The following is a 15,980-nucleotide window of genomic DNA, read 5'->3' as shown; positions in this document are numbered from 1 at the left end:
TTGACTGAGCAAGATCAGAGGAAAAGCAATGACCAAGAGCGAGATGAGCACAAAGGCGGGCGCAGATCTGTCCCCGGCGGAGGAAGTGCGGCAGGCCGTGAGCGGTTTTGTCAGTGACTTCAACGGCTTTCGGGCCGAGATCAATACGAAACTTCAACAATCAGAAGAGCGAATTGCCATGATGGACCGCAAGATGACCCTGCCTGCCCGCAGCCCTTTGGGCGGCGCAATTGAGCATGATGCACCGCATAAGAAAGCCTTTGACGCCTATTTGCGCAATGGCGACGACGACGGGCTGCGGGGGCTGGAACTGGACGGAAAATCGATGTCAACGGCGGTGAACTCGGATGGCGGCTATCTGGTGGATCCGCAGACATCGGAGCGGGTGCAATCTGTGCTGAATTCGGGCGCATCAATCCGCGCGATTGCGGCGGTGGTGCAGGTCGAGGCCACGTCTTATGACGTGCTGGTGGATCATGCTGATGTGGGGGCGGGCTGGGCCACCGAAAGTGGTGCGCAGGCCGAGACGGACACGCCACAGATCGACCGGATCACCGTGCCGCTGCATGAGTTGAGCGCACTGCCCAAGGCAAGCCAACGGCTGCTGGACGACAGCGCCTTTGATATCGAAGGCTGGCTCGCGGGCCGCATCGCCGACAAATTCGCACGGGCCGAGGCGGCGGCCTTTGTCAGCGGCGATGGGATCGACAAGCCGACCGGTTTTTTGAGCCATCCGGCGGTCGATAACGACGTCTGGAGTTGGGGTAATCTGGGCTATGTCCCCAGCGGCACCAACGCCAATCCCGAGGCGGATGCGATCATCGAGTTGGTCTACGCCCTTGGCGCGGCTTACCGCAAGAACGCGGTCTTCGTGATGAACTCCAAGACCACGGCTAAGGTGCGCAAGTTGAAAGACACCGACGGGCGCTTTCTGTGGTCGGATGGGCTGGCCGCAGGAGAGCCTGCGCGGTTGATGGGCTATCCGGTGCTGGTGGCCGAGGACATGCCCGACCCGGCGACCGATGCGATGGCCATCGCATTTGGTGACTTCTCGGCCGGGTACACGGTGGCTGAGCGCCCCGATCTGCGGATCCTGCGCGATCCCTTCAGCGCCAAGCCGCATGTGCTGTTCTATGCGACCAAACGTGTCGGCGGTGACGTGAGCGACTTCGCGGCGATCAAGCTGATGAAATTCGGCCTGGCGTAAGCCAATGCCGAAGCCGGGGCCGGGGCAACTTGGCCCCGGTCCGGACGTGCGCCTGCAAGGTTGTGTTGTCTAGCTGCTCCCCTCCGACCGAGCAATGCAACCGGTGCGCGTCCGGGAATAAGCGCATGGCCCCATGGGGCGAGGGAGCGAATTTTGGAGACGTTCGATGATGTTGATCGAAGAGACAAATGTGCCGGATGCGGTCTTGCCGGTTGAGGCCTTCAGAATGCATCTGCGCCTTGGCAGCGGTTTTGGGCAGGACGGCCTTCAGGAACCGGTGCTGCGCAGTTTCCTGCGCGCGGCAATTGCGGCGGTGGAGGCGCGGACGGGCAAGGTGTTGATCACCCGGCGTTTTGCCCTGTCGCTGACCTTTTGGCGCGATGCGGCGGCGCAGGTATTGCCGGTTGCGCCCGTGCAGGACATCGCGCGGGTGGCGTTGGTCGCGCGTGATGGGGCAGAGACGCAGGTTGACCCCGACCGCTATTGGCTCGAGCGCGATGCGCAAATGCCGCGGTTGCGTGCCAGCACAGCCGCCTTGCCCCGCATCCCGAGTGCCGGAGCCGCGCTGATCAGTTTCGACGCAGGCATGGCCGTCGATTGGGCCGGGCTGCCGGATGATCTGGCCCAAGCGGTGATGCTGCTGGCCGCACATTACTATGAATACCGCGACGATACGGCGCTTGGCGAAGGGTGCATGCCCTTTGGTGTCAGCAGCCTGATTGAGCGCTACCGACGCGTACGTGTCGGCTTTGGTGGTACGAGATGAGCCGCCCGCATTTAAACCGCCCGCTGGTCTTGGAAGCCCCAGAACGGGTGACCGATGGCGCGGGGGGGCATACCGAAGTCTGGCAGCCTTTGGGCACCCTCTGGGCAGAGGTTCGCGCGCGGACGGGGCGGGAAACCACCGCAGGTGGGGTGGCCGTCAGTCGGATGGGTTTCAAGATCACGGTCCGCGCGGCACCGCAAGGCGCGCCCGACAGGCCGACGCCGGATCAGCGGTTTCGGGAAGGCGCGCGGGTTTTCGTGATCCGGGCGGTGGCCGAGAGCGATGCGGGCGGGCGGTATCTGACCTGCTTTGCCGATGAGGAGGTGGCGGTATGACCTACGCTCTTTCAGGGGCTTTGCAGGCGGCGGTTTATGATCTGTTGCAGAGCGATCCGGGCCTCACCGCGCTGATCGGTGACGCAGTCTTTGACGTGGTGCCGGGGGGAAGCTTGCCGGAGACCTATGTGCTGCTTGGGCAGGAGATGGCGAAGGATGCGTCAGACCCCGAGGGCGCGGGCGCGGAGCACCGCCTGACCCTGTCGGTGATCACCAGCGTGCCGGGGTTCAGCACGGCGAAGGGCTGCGCGGCGTTGATCTGCGATTTGCTGCATGGGGCGCAGCCAGCGCTTAGCCGCGGGCATGTGGTGGATATGGCCTTTCTCAAAGCGACGGCACGGCGGATTGACGGGGCCGCGGGGCGGCAGATCGACCTGCAATTCCGCGCCCGGGTCGCGGATGCGTAAGACTTCAGATTCTAGATTGGTGCGAGGAGATAGAGATGGCAGTGCAAGCGGGCAAAGACCTTTTGGTCAAAGTGGATATGACCAGCGATGGTCAGTTTGAGACGATCGCCGGGCTGAGGGCCAAGCGGGTGAGTTTCAACGCCGAAACGGTGGATGTGACCTCGCTCGATTCAAGCGGGGGCTGGCGGGAGTTGCTGGCGGGCGCGGGGGTGCGCTCGGCCGCGATCAGTGGCTCGGGGGTGTTTCGCGATGCGGGCACGGATGAACGTGCGCGGCAGCTATTCTTTAACGGGCTAACGCCAGATTTTCAGGTCATCATCCCGGATTTCGGTGTGGTGCAGGGGCCGTTTCAGGTCTCTGCCCTGGAATACGCGGGGTCGCTGAATGGGGAGGCCACGTTTGAGTTGAGCCTGCAATCGGCGGGGGAGCTGGTCTTTACCCCCGATGTGGTGGCGTGAGCATGGCAAACCCATGGCGCGGCGAGGTGAGCCTGGTGATCGATGGCAAGCGGCATCAGGCGCGGCTGACCCTTGGCGCCTTGGCCGAGTTGGAGGCGACTTTGGAGGCCGACAGCCTTATGGCCTTGGTGGAGCGATTTGAAAGCAATCGCTTTTCCAGCCGCGATGTACTGGCCCTGCTGCTTGCCGGGCTACGCGGGGGCGGAGCGGTGATGGATGCCGCAACGCTCGAACATGCACAGATTGAGGGTGGGCCGATGGCGGCGGCACGGGCGGCGGCGGAATTGCTGGCGCGGGCCTTTACGGTGCAGGCGTGAGCGCGGCGCAGGGCTTTGATTGGCCCGCCTTGCTGCGGGTGGGGCTGTCACGATTGCGTCTGCCGCCGGATCAATTCTGGGCGCTGACGCCGGCGGAGTTGCAGTTGATGCTGGGCCCACCGTCCGCGGCAGCGCCGCTGCTGAGCGAGGGCCTCGCCGCGCTGATGGCCGCCTATCCAGACGAGATGAAAGGGGCCGATGATGGCTGACTTTGATGATTTAGAGAACCTTGAGAGCCGCGCTGACGGGCTGAATGAGACGCTGGCTCAAACCAGCGTTTTGGTTGCCGGGTTCGACGGTGAGTTGCGGCGCATGCGCAGCGCGCTTTCCGCGACGGGCAAAGATGTGGCGACCCTCGAAAAAGGGCTGAGCCGTGGGTTGCGCCGGGCGTTCGACGGGGTGGTTTTTGACGGCGCCAAACTGTCGGACGCGCTGAGCGACTTGGCGCAATCGATGATCCGTACGACCTACAACGCCGCGATGCGCCCGGTGACGGATCACTTCGGCGGGCTGATCAGCGAGGGGGTGGGCAGTGTTGTGGAAGGTATTTTGCCCTTCGCGAATGGCGCGCCCTTTTCCCAAGGCAAGGTCATGCCGTTTGCGCAGGGCGGGGTGGTGACTTCGGCCACCGCGTTTCCCATGCGCGGCGGCACGGGGCTGATGGGAGAGGCCGGGCCAGAGGCGATCATGCCGCTGGCGCGGGGGGTGGATGGCAAGCTGGGGGTGCGCGGCAATGGCGGGGGGGCGACCACCATCGTGGTGAACATCACCACGCCCGATGTGCAGGGGTTTCAGCGCAGCCAAAGCCAGATTGCCGCTCAACTAAGCCGCGCTCTCAGCACGGGCAACCGCAACCGATAAGCCGCGCGGCGGTTAAAGGAGCAGATCATGCAATTTCACGATGTCAGATTTCCGCCCTCGCTGAGCTTTGGATCAGTCGGGGGGCCGCAGCGGCAGACGGATGTGGTCACGCTGGGCAATGGCCATGAGGAACGCAACACGCCTTGGGCCCATTCTCGGCGGGTCTATGATGCGGGGCTGGGGATGCGTTCTATCGATGACCTTCAGCTCTTGATTGCTTTTTTCGAAGCGCGACTGGGGCAGATGTACGGGTTTCGCTGGAAGGACTGGGCCGACTATAAAACGGGCAAGACGGCGCTTTCGGTGGCCTTTGACGACCAGAGCATCGGTTATGGAGACGGGGTTCGGGCGGCGTTTCAGTTGACCAAGACTTACCGCTCCGGCGCGCATTCTTACCGCCGTCCGATCACCAAGCCTGTGGCCGGAACGGTGCGTGTGGGGGTGGAGCAAGACGAGCTGCGCGAGGGTGTCGAATACGAGGTCGACGCAAGCACGGGGATCATTACCTTTGCCCATCCGCCGGACCCTGAGATGGAGATTTTCGCGGGCTTCGAGTTCGACGTGCCTGTGCGCTTTGACACGGACCGCATTCTGATCTCGGTCGAGAGTTTTCAGGCCGGGCAGGTGCCCGACGTGCCGGTAATCGAGGTGCGGATCTGATGGCAGGGCTCAATACAGGGTTTGCGCACCATATCGCGCGCGGTGTGACAACGCTTTGCCATTGCTGGCGGGTGACGCGGGCGGATGGGGCGGTGTTTGCCTTTACCGATCACGATATGCCGCTGGCATTCGCGGGGGTCACCTTTCGGGCTGATACAGGGCTGAGTGCGCGGGCGCTGGCCCAAACCAGCGGGCTGTCGGTCGACAACACCGAGGCGCTTGGCGCGCTCAGCGATGATGCGATCCGCGAGGATGAGATTGAGCAGGGACGGTTCGATGGGGCCGAGGTGCAAGCGTGGTTGGTGAACTGGGCGGAGCCTGCGCAGCGGGTGCTGCAATTTCGCGGATCGATCGGCGAGTTGCACCGTGCGGGCAGCAGCTTTCGTGCCGAACTGCGGGGGTTGACGGAGCCGCTGAACCGCCCCTTGGGACGGGTCTTTCAAAAGCCCTGTTCGGCGGTTCTAGGGAATGGCGATTGCCGCTTTGATCTCACCACGCCCGGCTATGCCGAGGAACGCGCGATTGAGACTGTGGCAGAGGCGCAGTGTTTCCGCTGGGCTGCATTCCCGGGATATGATGAGGGCTGGTTCGCGCGTGGGCGGCTTGACGTGTTGGATGGTCCGGCGGCGGGGCTCTGGGGCATGGTAAAACGTGACTACCATGAGGATGGGCAGCGGGTGATCGAGCTTTGGGAGCCGATCCGCGGGGCGGTCGCGGAGGGCACTCGCGTACGGCTTACGGCAGGCTGCGACAAGCGGCTGGAGACTTGTCGGCTGAAATTCAACAACCTGCTGAACTATCAAGGTTTTCCAGATCTGCCAGGTGAGGATTGGATGATGGCCGTCCCGCGCTCGGACGGTGCGAACGCGGGCGGGACGCGCAGATGAGCGCCGGGGGGGAACCGTTGCTGCATGCGGCGCGCGGGTGGATCGGCACGCCTTATGTGCATCAGGCTGCGGCAAAGGGGGCGGGCTGCGACTGCCTCGGTCTCATCCGCGGGCTCTGGCGTGAACGGATGGGGGCTGAACCCGAGGCAGTGCCGCCCTATTCGATGGACTGGTCCGAGCCGCAGGGGGAGGAACAGCTCTGGGCGGCGGCGCTGCGGCACATGGCGGTGAAGAACAGCGCTGCGCCCGCGCCCGGTGATGTGCTGCTTTTCCGAATGCGTCATGGCGCTGTGGCAAAGCACCTTGGGCTGCAGGCGCGCATCGGCGCCAGCCCCAGTTTTATTCACGCCTATGCACGGCACGGGGTCGTCGAAAGCCCGCTTAGCCTGCCATGGCAGCGGCGCATCGTGGCGCGATTTATATTTCCTGAGGAGGTCTCCTGATGGCGACGATTGTTCTTTCGGCAGCGGGGGCCGCGGTTGGTGGCTCCATCGGGGGCACGCTGGCGGGGCTGTCTTCTGTCGCAGTGGGCCGGGCGGTGGGGGCGAGCCTTGGGCGGCTGGTCGATCAACGCTTGCTGGGCCAAGGCGGGGAGGCGGTCGAGACCGGTAAAGTGGACCGCTTTCGGCTCACGGGCTCCGGCGAGGGGGCGGCGATCTCGCAGCTTTATGGCCGGATGCGATTGGCGGGGCATGTCATCTGGGCGTCGCAGTTCCAAGAAGTCACCCATGTCAGCGGGGGAGGCAAGGGCGGTCCTCCGACGCCAAAGACGACCGAGTACAGCTATACCGTCAGCCTTGCCATTGCGCTTTGCGAAGGGGAGATCACCAGCATTGGGCGCATTTGGGCAGATGGGGAGGAGATTGCCCCGGACGATCTGAACATGCGTATCTACCGGGGCGAGGTGGATCAGCAGCCCGACCCGACCATCGCCGCGATTGAGGGCGCGGACCGGGTACCAGCCTATCGCGGCACGGCCTATGTGGTGATGGAAGACCTCGCCTTGGCGCAGTTCGGCAACCGCGTGCCGCAGTTCTCTTTCGAGGTTAAGCGCCCCGAACAGCCGCAGGCGGCAGGTTGGGAACATGCGCCCGCCTTTGGTGTGCAGGGGGTCGCCTTGATCCCCGGCACGGGGGAATATGCGCTGGCGACCACGCCGGTCCATTATACCGACGGCCCCGGCAGCCGCTGGAGCGCCAATGTGAATTCACCGGCGGCCAAGACTGATTTCTCGGTGTCCCTGGAGACCCTGACAGAGGAACTGCCCCGGCTAGAAGCAGCCTCTCTCGTTGTGTCATGGTTCGGCAGCGATCTGCGCTGTGGCGATTGCCGCCTGCGCCCCAAGGTGGAAGATCCGGACATTGACGGGGAGAACATGCCGTGGCGGGTGTCTGGGGTGACGCGCGCCACGGCCGAGGTCATCACCCAGCACGGCGCGCGCCCGATCTATGGCGGCACGCCAGCCGATGCCGCGGTGGTCGAGGCTATTCACGCGCTAAAGGCGGCGGGCAAGGCGGTGATGTTCTACCCGTTCATCTTGATGGATCAGACCGAAGGCAACGGCTTGCCAGACCCCTATAGCGATGCTGAGGATCAACCCCGCTTGCCGTGGCGCGGGCGGATCACCCTTTCGGTCGCACCGGGGCGGCCGGGCAGCCCGGATGGGTCAGCGGCGGCAGCGGCAGAGGTTGCCGCGTTTTTCGGCACAGCCACAGCGGCGGATTTCACGGTGACTGAGGGCGCGGTGAGCTACCATGGCCCAGCGGAATGGACCCTGTCGCGGTTCATCCTGCACTACGCCGCACTCTGTGCCGCGGCGGGCGGGGTCGAGGCCTTTTGCATCTCTTCTGAGATGCGAGGCCTGACGCAGATACGTGCGGCGGGAAATAGCTTCCCTGCGGTGACCGCGCTGCGGGCCTTGGCCGGAGAGGTGCGTGCCTTGCTCGGGTCGGATGCCAAGATCAGCTATGCCGCTGATTGGTCAGAGTATTTTGGCCATCAGCCGCAGGATGGCAGCGGTGATGTTTACTTCCACCTCGATCCGCTGTGGGCCGACCCGCAGATCGATTTCATCGGGATCGACAACTATATGCCGCTGGCCGATTGGCGCGATGAGGAGGGGCATGTCGATGGGGAAGACTGGCCCGCGATCTACGATGTCGGCTATCTGAAATCCAACATCGAAGGTGGTGAGGGGTATGACTGGTACTACCATTCGCCCGAAGCACGTGCGGCACAGATCCGAACGCCGATCACCGATGGCGCCCATGATGAACCTTGGGTCTATCGTTACAAAGACCTGCGCCGCTGGTGGCAGAACCATCACCATCCGCGCATCGGTGGAGAACGGCAGGCAGCACCCACGGAATGGCAGCCCATGTCCAAGCCGATCTGGTTCACGGAATACGGCTGTGCCGCAATTGACAAAGGCGCGAACCAACCCAACAAGTTCCTCGATCTGAAAAGCTCGGAAAGCGCCTTGCCGCATCATTCCACCGGCGCACGGGACGATTTGATGCAGATGCAATATCTGCGCGCGCTGTCGGAATATTGGCGTGATCCGGCGCGCAACCCGATCTCGGACGAATATGGCGCTCCGATGCTGGATATGGCGCGCGCCTTTGTCTGGGCGTGGGACACGCGGCCTTTTCCCTTCTTTCCAAACAATGTCGATCTATGGAGCGATGGGGAGAATTATAGCCGGGGTCATTGGCTGAACGGACGGGCTTCGGCGCGTTCGCTGGCCTCGGTGGTCGGGGAGATTTGTCGCCGCGCGGGTGTGATGCATTTCGATACCTCTCAGCTTTTCGGCTATGTCCGCGGTTATACCGTGGACGAGGTCGGAGAGGCGCGCGCCGCCTTGCAACCTCTGATGCTGCGCTATGGGTTCGACGCGATCGAACGCGATGGGGTTTTGCAGTTCCGGATGCGTGATGGAACGGATGCGGCACCACTTGACCCCGACAGGCTGGCCATTCACCCCGACCTCGGCGGGCTGACAGAGCAGCAGCGGGAGGCTGAGGCCGAGGAATCGGGCCGTGTTCGGCTGCGGTTCATTCAGGCCGATGCGGATTTCGACGCGATCGCGGAAGAGGCGGTTCTGCCGGATGAGGCGACCCATGCGGTCACCGGGACCGAACTGAACATGGCCCTGACCCGGGGCGAGGGGCGGCAGGTGGCCGAGCGCTGGTTGACCGAAGCGCGTGTCGCCCGCGAGACGCTGCGGCTGGCGTTACCGCCATCGCAGATGGCTATCGGTGCGGGGGATGTGATCGAACTGCCGGGCGATGGCGCGGAGGGGCCGGGGTGCTACCGCATTGACCGCGTCGAACATGCCGGTTCCCTGTTGATTGATGCCGTTCGGATTGAACCCGACGTCTATGACCCCGCGCCGCTCGAAGAAGAACTGGCGTTCCTGCGGCCTTTTGCGCCGCCGCTGCCAGTCTTGTCCCAGTTCATGGACCTGCCGCTTTTGCGCGGGGATGAGGTGCCCCATGCGCCGCATCTGGCGGTGACGGCAACCCCTTGGCCGGGGTCAGTCGCCGTCTACCGCTCTACGGTTGATGCTGATTATGCGCTCAACGGCGTCGTTTCCAGTCGGTCCATTATGGGGGTCACCCAAACGGCCCTGCGCGCGGCGCGGCCGGGGGTGATCGACGCAGGACCGGTGCTCGAAGTTAAACTCAGCAGCGGCAGCCTTGAATCGGTTAGCAAAGAGGCGCTGTTGAATGGGGCGAACCTTGCTGCCATCGGCGATGGCAGCGCGGATCGATGGGAGTTGTTTCAATTTCAGGAGGCGCAGCTCGTCGCCCCCGCGACCTATTGGCTGACGGGCCGCCTGCGCGGACAGGCCGGAAGTGATGGGCTGATTCCGGAGGTTTGGCCTGTAGCGTCGCGCTTTGTACTGATGAATGGAAGACCGCAACAGGTCGAGTTCAGCCCGCATCTGCGCCGCGTGGCTCAGCACTACCGCATAGGTCCTGCTCGGCGCCCGGTGGATGATCCGTCCTATGTGCATCAGGTTCATGCGTTTGACGGGAATGGCCTGCGGCCCTACAGCCCGTGCCATCTGCGGGCCGAGGCGCTGCCCGGTGGTGATATTACCTTTAGCTGGATCCGACGCACGCGGATCGACGGTGATGCCTGGGACGGGCCAGAGGTGCCGCTTGGCGAAGAAAGTGAGTGGTATCTTCTGCGCGTTTTTGCAGGCGGTCAGCACCTGCGGGACGTACTGCTTGATACGTCCGGGTGGACCTACAGTGCTGCGGCACGGGCGGCCGATGGGCTGACCGGGGCGTTTGAGGTAACGGTGGCGCAGGTCTCTGCCAGCTACGGCGCGGGGCTTGCCGCGGGTTTAGTGGTGTCCGGATAGGCCCGCGCGTTATCACGATTTTGAGCATGTGCGGATTTACAAATGGTCCTACGCTATTGCATGAGCTACCCTAGCGGCAGAGTGAAGGAGCCCGTGCCATGGCGCAGACACACAGAAATATCTCGAAAGTGGACCCGGTTTGGGATCAGATTCAGCAAGAAGCTGAGGATGCGGTGCGTGATGAGCCGCTGATCGGCGGCTTTGTTCACGCCTGTATCCTGCATCATAAATCCATCGAGAACGCGCTTTCCTATCGCATCGCTGCGAAGCTGTCGTCTAACGAGATGTCGATGATGGTCGTGCGCGAAATGGTCGAGGAGGCCTATGCCGAAGACCCGGACCTCGTCGCCGCGGCGCGCGCTGATCTGGTGGCGATCTATGACCGTGACCCGGCCTGCCATCGGCTGTTGCAGCCAATCCTGTACTTCAAAGGCTATCAGGCCGTGCAGGCTTACCGGGTTGGTCATTACCTCTATGCCAAGGGCAAACGCGATTTGGCCTATTTCATCCAAATGCGGGTGAGCGAGATTTTTGGCGTTGATATCCACCCGGCGGCCAAGATGGGCAAGGGCATCATGATCGACCACGCGCATTCCATCGTCATCGGTGAGACGGCGGTGGTGGGCGACAACGTCTCGATGCTGCATTCTGTGACGCTAGGCGGGACCGGCAAGGAAGAAGAGGACCGTCACCCTAAGATCGGCAATGGCGTGTTGATCGGCGCGGGCGCGAAGGTATTGGGCAATATCACCATTGGCCACTGCAGCCGTATCGCCGCGGGATCTGTAGTGCTGGAGGCAGTGCCCGCCTGCAAGACCGTCGCCGGGATTCCGGCGCGGATCGTGGGAGAGGCGGGCTGCGATCAGCCGTCGATGTCGATGAACCATCTTTTTGGGCCGGACAGCGAATAGGCGCAGAAGCCAGCGTTGCAAAAAAAGCCGGGGCATGCCCCGGCTTTTATGTTTTGGAAAGGATGCCGGTCTTAGGCCAGCATTACTATTGGGTTTTCTAGGTTCTCGACAATCGCATTTAGCAATTGCGCACCGAGCGCCCCGTCGATCACGCGGTGATCGACCGAGAGGGTGACCGACATGACTGTGGCCGCAGTTACTTCGCCATCCTTCCCGATGATCGGCTTTTTCACGCCAGCACCGACAGCAAGGATCGCCCCATGCGGCGGGTTAATCACCGCATCAAAGTTGTCGATCCCGAACATACCGAGGTTGGAAATGGCAAAGCTGCCGCCCTGATACTCATGCGGCGCGAGTTTCCGATCCCGTGCGCGGGTGGCAAGGTCTTTCATCTGCGCCGAGAGGGTCGAGAGCGATTTGGTGTCGGCGTCCTGCAATACGGGGGTGAAGAGACCGCCTTCGATGGCCACGGCCACGGCCACATCTGAAGGCTTCAGCTTGAGGATCCGATCACCGGCCCAAACAGCATTGGCATCCGGCACCGATTGCAGAGCCAGCGCGCAGGCTTTGATGATGAAGTCGTTGACCGAGAGCTTCACACTCCGCGATTCCAACTGCTTGTTCAGATCGCTGCGGAACGAAAGCAGCGCATCGATCTGAATGTCGCGGCGCAGGTAGAAATGCGGCACGGTTTGCTTTGCCTCGGTAAGGCGCGCGGCGATGGTCTTGCGCATGCCGTTGAGGGTGACTTCCTCGTACTCCCGGCCCTCGTACATCTTGGCGACCGCATCGGCAGAGGGGCCTGTGGCCGGGGCTTGGGCGACCGGGGCGGTATCTTTGGCAGGTGCCGCGCTGTCGGATTTTGCCGCAGTCGGCTGTGCGTTTTCGACATCCGCTTTGACGATCCGACCGCGCGGGCCACTGCCATCAATCTGCGACAGGTCCAAACCCTTGTCGGCGGCGATCCGGCGGGCGAGGGGGGAGGCGAAGATGCGCTCGCCCTTGTCGTCCTTGGGGGCGGCGGGGGCTTTGGCGTCGCTCTTGGCCGGTGCGTCATTCGCATCCGTCGCACCGCGGCCATAGCCCGCTTCGGGGGTCTCGGCTTCGGCGGCTTTGGGCGCCGCTTCGGCCTGCGGTTTTTCTTCCTTGGCCGGGGCGGAGGAAGTATCGATATCGTCGGCGCTTTCGCCTTCTTCGAGCAGTACAGCGATTGGCGTGTTCACCTTCACGCCTTCGCTGCCTTCCTCGATCAAGATCTTGCCGATGGTGCCCTCGTCGACGGCTTCGAACTCCATCGTGGCCTTGTCGGTTTCGATTTCAGCCAAGATGTCTCCAGAGGAGACTTCGTCGCCCTCCTTGACCAGCCATTTGGCGAGCGTGCCTTCTTCCATCGTGGGGGATAGGGCGGGCATGAGAATTTCTGTGGGCATGATCCGCTCCTTACCGGTAAGTGACTGATTTCACGGCTTCGATCACCTCGTCGGTGGTGACCAGCGCATGTTTTTCAAGGTTGGCGGCATAGGGCATGGGAACGTCCTTGCCGGTGCAAGTGATGACCGGAGCGTCGAGGTAATCAAACGCCTCTTGCATGATCACGCCGCTGATGTAGCCGCCGACGGAGCCTTGCGGCCAGCCTTCTTCGACGGTGACGCAGCGGTTGGTTTTCATCACCGATTTGAGGATCGTATCGGTGTCCATCGGGCGCAGGGTGCGCAGGTCGATGACCTCGGCCTCAATGCCGTCCTCGGCCAGTTTCTCGGCGGCTTCCAGCGCGTAGGTCATGCCGATGCCAAAGCTGACGATGGTCACGTCCGACCCTTCGCGCCAGATGCGAGCCTTGCCGAAGGGCACGGTGTAATCCTCAATATCCGGCACATCGAAGCTGCGGCCATAGAGGATTTCGTTTTCAAGGAAGATCACCGGGTTCGGGTCACGGATGGCGGTTTTCATCAAGCCTTTGTAATCGCTCGCCGAATAGGGCATCGCGACCTTGAGGCCGGGGATTTGCATGAACCAAGCGGCATAGTCCTGAGAGTGCTGCGCGCCAACGCGGGCGGCGGCACCGTTGGGGCCGCGGAAGACCATGGGTGCGCCCATCTGGCCGCCGGACATGTAAAGCGTCTTGGCCGCAGAGTTGATGATCTGGTCCATCGCCTGCATGGCGAAGTTGAAGGTCATGAACTCGACAATCGGGCGAAGACCGCCAAAGGCCGCACCAACACCGATCCCGGCAAAACCATGTTCGGTAATCGGCGTGTCGATCACCCGTTTGGGGCCGAATTCGTCCAGCATCCCTTGAGTGATCTTATAGGCGCCTTGGTACTCGGCCACTTCCTCGCCCATGAGGAACACATCCTCGTCGCGGCGCATCTCTTCGGCCATGGCATCGCGCAGCGCTTCGCGCACGGTCTGCTGCTTCATCGCCGTGCCTTCGGGCCAGTCGGGGCTGGTGTCGGGCTCGGGCTGTTTCTTGCCCTCGGCGGGGTTGGCGCGCCCGCCTTCATTATCGCCGTCGCTCGAGGATTTGGCCTCTGCGGGTTTGGCGTCCTCGCCCTTGTCCTCGGCGGGGGCCGATGTCGCGCTGTCGATATCGTCGGCGCTTTCGCCTTCTTCCAGCAGAACGGCGATAGCGGTGTTCACCTTGACGCCTTCGGTGCCTTCCTCGATCAGGATCTTGCCGATGGTGCCTTCGTCAACGGCTTCGAATTCCATCGTGGCCTTGTCGGTTTCGATCTCGGCCAGAATGTCACCAGAAGAGACTTCATCGCCTTCCTTGACCAGCCATTTGGCCAGCGTGCCTTCTTCCATGGTAGGGCTGAGGGCGGGCATAAGAATTTCGGTTGCCATATCAGTTTTTCTCCGCAGGAGTAATCATTCCGACGACGTTGCCTTGGCCGTCCTCGACATAGGCGCAGCGGCCGATGCCCGGAAAATCTGTGGGGGGAAGGGCCTCGGCCCCGCCGTTATCAAGCGCCCAGCGATAGCGGGCGTCACAGTCTTCGACCTCAAAAGTCATGGTGCCGCCACGGATCGGGCCGCCAGCAGTTGGGGTCGCGTCACCGCGTGTCATCATGCCACCGGTCAGGCCTTTGCCCGTACCGATGTCTCGGCCTTCGATCAGGTGATAGGAAGCGTCTTCGCCCCCCTCCATGGGAGAAAATTCCCAACCGAACAATCCGGCATAGAAAGCTTTGGCGGCCGCGACGTCGCTTGCGTGGATCTCGAAATGCGGCATCAGGCTTCGGCCTCCTGCGGAACTTCGGTTGCGTAGATATCGGTCCAAAGCTCTTCGAGCGCAGGCTCGGGGCTTTCCTTGGCGAAATCGGCACTCTCGTTCACGATCTTCTTGATCTCTTTGTCGATGGCCTTGAGGTCGTCTTCGCTGGCGTGATTACCTTCGAGCAGTAGGGTGCGGACCGATTCAATCGGGTCACGCTCGTCGCGCATTTTCTGGACTTCTTCCCGGGTGCGGTATTTCGCGGGGTCGGACATGGAGTGGCCGCGGTAGCGGTAGGTCTTGATCTCAAGGATATACGGTCCGTTCTCGCGGGCGTGGGCCACGGCCTTCTGACCGGCCTCTTTCACCGCCAGCACGTCCATCCCGTCGACCGCCTCACCGGGAATGCCAAAGGCCTTGCCGCGCTCCCAGATTTCGGCCGAGGAAGTCGAGCGTTGCTGCGAAGTGCCCATGGCGTATTGGTTGTTTTCGATCACAAAGATCACCGGCAGTTTCCACAACGCGGCCATATTAAAAGTCTCATAGACCTGGCCTTGGTTCGCCGCACCGTCGCCGAAATAGGTGAAGGTGACGCGCCCGTTGCCCTTGTACTGATCGGCAAAGGCAAGCCCCGCGCCGAGCGGCACCTGCGCCGCGACGATGCCGTGGCCGCCGTAAAAGTGCTTTTCCTTCGAGAACATATGCATGCTCCCGCCCTTGCCCTTCGAGTAGCCACCCTCGCGGCCCGTCAACTCGGCCATAACGCCGTTGGGGTCCATGCCGCAGGCCAGCATATGCCCGTGATCGCGGTAGGAAGTGACGCGCTTGTCGCCTTCTTCGGCGGCGGCCTCAAGGCCGACAACAACGGCTTCTTGCCCGATATAGAGGTGGCAGAACCCCCCAATCAGCCCCATGCCGTAGAGTTGTCCGGCTTTCTCTTCAAACCGCCGGATCAGCAGCATGTCGCGGTAGTAGCTGGTCAGCTCCTCCGCAGAGACATTGGGTTTCTTGCTCGATTTCCTCGCGGCCATGGACGTCTCCTCCGTCGGCTTTGGTCAGGTGCCAAAAGTAGTTTAGCGTTAAACTATTCCCTAGCGCATTCCGGAATGAATTGCGAGAGACTTTGTGACGTGGCGCGCGCACCATGGCTGACAAGGCGAAGGAGGCCAGAGATTTTAAGTGATTGCAAGGCCGCAGGCGCGGGGCAGGGCGATCAGGCGCGAAAGGTCAGCGAATGACGATCTCATCGGTTCGGACCATGCCTAACACCTTGCGCGCGCGTTCGTCCAAGAGATCAAGATCAAGGTAATCGTCCGACAGGCGCCGGGTCAGGTTCTCCATCCGCGCAACCTCGGCGCGGACCTCGGCCAGACGGTCGCTCAGCTTTTGGTTCTCGGCCACGATCTCGGTCCGGCGGAACAGGCCAAAATCCCCTTGCACGGCGGCAAAGGTGAAATACAGGCTCAGCGCGAAAGCGATTGCGAAGAACAGCAATGTACCGAAAGCCGGACGGGTGTTGCGTGTCATGGTTCTGCCTCTGCGTCTCTTGGCGGACGTGACATCAGTATGACACAGGCGATTC

At 62.5% G+C, this 15,980-nt stretch carries 18 protein-coding genes; 13 read left to right on the top strand and 5 right to left on the bottom strand.

The window, feature by feature from the left end:
• The first annotated feature begins 28 nt into the window (after window positions 1-28).
• The 13 genes from O4H31_RS11145 (at window position 29) to cysE (ending at window position 11,181) form a co-directional block, all read left to right on the top strand.
• A complete protein-coding gene (locus tag O4H31_RS11145; RefSeq protein ID WP_269345745.1) occupies window positions 29-1,207 on the top strand; it encodes a phage major capsid protein in 1,179 nt (392 codons plus the stop codon).
• Between the two features lie 166 nt (window positions 1,208-1,373).
• Complete coding sequence (locus O4H31_RS11140) at window positions 1,374-1,973, top strand: head-tail connector protein (protein WP_269345743.1); 600 nt, start codon at window positions 1,374-1,376, stop codon at window positions 1,971-1,973.
• On the top strand, window positions 1,970-2,308 hold the full coding sequence (locus O4H31_RS11135) for a phage head closure protein (RefSeq protein ID WP_269345740.1): 339 nt from the start codon (window positions 1,970-1,972) through the stop codon (window positions 2,306-2,308). The genes O4H31_RS11140 and O4H31_RS11135 overlap by 4 nt, the downstream gene beginning before the upstream one ends.
• On the top strand, window positions 2,305-2,715 hold the full coding sequence (locus tag O4H31_RS11130; RefSeq protein ID WP_269345738.1) for a DUF3168 domain-containing protein: 411 nt from the start codon (window positions 2,305-2,307) through the stop codon (window positions 2,713-2,715). The genes O4H31_RS11135 and O4H31_RS11130 overlap by 4 nt, the downstream gene beginning before the upstream one ends.
• A 35-nt stretch (window positions 2,716-2,750) precedes the next feature.
• Complete coding sequence (locus tag O4H31_RS11125) at window positions 2,751-3,173, top strand: phage major tail protein, TP901-1 family (protein ID WP_269345736.1); 423 nt, start codon at window positions 2,751-2,753, stop codon at window positions 3,171-3,173.
• Window positions 3,174-3,175: 2 nt separating this feature from the next.
• Window positions 3,176-3,490 carry a gene transfer agent family protein gene (locus O4H31_RS11120; protein WP_269345733.1) on the top strand — a complete coding sequence of 105 codons (315 nt, stop codon included), beginning with the start codon at window positions 3,176-3,178 and terminating at the stop codon, window positions 3,488-3,490.
• Complete coding sequence (locus O4H31_RS11115) at window positions 3,487-3,699, top strand: rcc01693 family protein (protein ID WP_269345731.1); 213 nt, start codon at window positions 3,487-3,489, stop codon at window positions 3,697-3,699. The genes O4H31_RS11120 and O4H31_RS11115 overlap by 4 nt, the downstream gene beginning before the upstream one ends.
• Entirely contained in the window at window positions 3,692-4,351 is a 660-nt protein-coding gene (locus O4H31_RS11110) for a phage tail tape measure protein (protein WP_269345729.1), read from the top strand. Before O4H31_RS11115 ends, O4H31_RS11110 begins: the two co-directional genes overlap by 8 nt.
• Window positions 4,352-4,378: 27 nt before the next feature.
• A complete protein-coding gene (locus tag O4H31_RS11105; protein WP_269345727.1) occupies window positions 4,379-5,011 on the top strand; it encodes a DUF2460 domain-containing protein in 633 nt (210 codons plus the stop codon).
• Entirely contained in the window at window positions 5,011-5,898 is an 888-nt protein-coding gene (locus tag O4H31_RS11100; protein ID WP_269345724.1) for a DUF2163 domain-containing protein, read from the top strand. The genes O4H31_RS11105 and O4H31_RS11100 overlap by 1 nt, the downstream gene beginning before the upstream one ends.
• Window positions 5,895-6,341 (top strand): NlpC/P60 family protein, encoded by a 447-nt coding sequence (locus tag O4H31_RS11095; RefSeq protein ID WP_269345721.1) that lies wholly within the window; start codon window positions 5,895-5,897, stop codon window positions 6,339-6,341. Before O4H31_RS11100 ends, O4H31_RS11095 begins: the two co-directional genes overlap by 4 nt.
• Entirely contained in the window at window positions 6,341-10,270 is a 3,930-nt protein-coding gene (locus tag O4H31_RS11090; RefSeq protein WP_269345718.1) for a baseplate multidomain protein megatron, read from the top strand. The genes O4H31_RS11095 and O4H31_RS11090 overlap by 1 nt, the downstream gene beginning before the upstream one ends.
• Before the next feature lie 98 nt (window positions 10,271-10,368).
• Window positions 10,369-11,181, top strand: coding sequence for a serine O-acetyltransferase (gene cysE, locus O4H31_RS11085; protein WP_269345716.1), 813 nt, complete (start codon window positions 10,369-10,371; stop codon window positions 11,179-11,181).
• A 71-nt stretch (window positions 11,182-11,252) separates the two neighbouring features.
• On the opposite strand, the gene O4H31_RS11080 is transcribed toward cysE, so the two are convergent.
• The 5 genes from O4H31_RS11080 to O4H31_RS11060 all read right to left on the bottom strand — a co-directional run bounded on the left by O4H31_RS11080 (window position 11,253) and on the right by O4H31_RS11060 (window position 15,925).
• Window positions 11,253-12,611: a pyruvate dehydrogenase complex dihydrolipoamide acetyltransferase gene (locus O4H31_RS11080; protein WP_269345714.1), complete on the bottom strand. Its 1,359-nt coding sequence runs from the start codon at window positions 12,609-12,611 to the stop codon at window positions 11,253-11,255.
• Between the two features lie 10 nt (window positions 12,612-12,621).
• Complete coding sequence (locus O4H31_RS11075; protein WP_269345712.1) at window positions 12,622-14,028, bottom strand: pyruvate dehydrogenase complex E1 component subunit beta; 1,407 nt, start codon at window positions 14,026-14,028, stop codon at window positions 12,622-12,624.
• Between the two features lies 1 nt (window position 14,029).
• Entirely contained in the window at window positions 14,030-14,416 is a 387-nt protein-coding gene (locus tag O4H31_RS11070; RefSeq protein ID WP_269345709.1) for a VOC family protein, read from the bottom strand.
• A complete protein-coding gene (gene pdhA, locus O4H31_RS11065; protein WP_269345707.1) occupies window positions 14,416-15,429 on the bottom strand; it encodes a pyruvate dehydrogenase (acetyl-transferring) E1 component subunit alpha in 1,014 nt (337 codons plus the stop codon). Before pdhA ends, O4H31_RS11070 begins: the two co-directional genes overlap by 1 nt.
• Window positions 15,430-15,625: 196 nt before the next feature.
• Window positions 15,626-15,925: an FtsB family cell division protein gene (locus tag O4H31_RS11060; RefSeq protein WP_067265383.1), complete on the bottom strand. Its 300-nt coding sequence runs from the start codon at window positions 15,923-15,925 to the stop codon at window positions 15,626-15,628.
• Between the last annotated feature and the right edge of the window lie 55 nt (window positions 15,926-15,980).

It is taken from the genome of Sulfitobacter dubius, from assembly GCF_027214245.1.
GTDB lineage: Bacteria > Pseudomonadota > Alphaproteobacteria > Rhodobacterales > Rhodobacteraceae > Sulfitobacter > Sulfitobacter dubius_A.
This window is presented reverse-complemented; position numbering and strand designations above follow the sequence as displayed.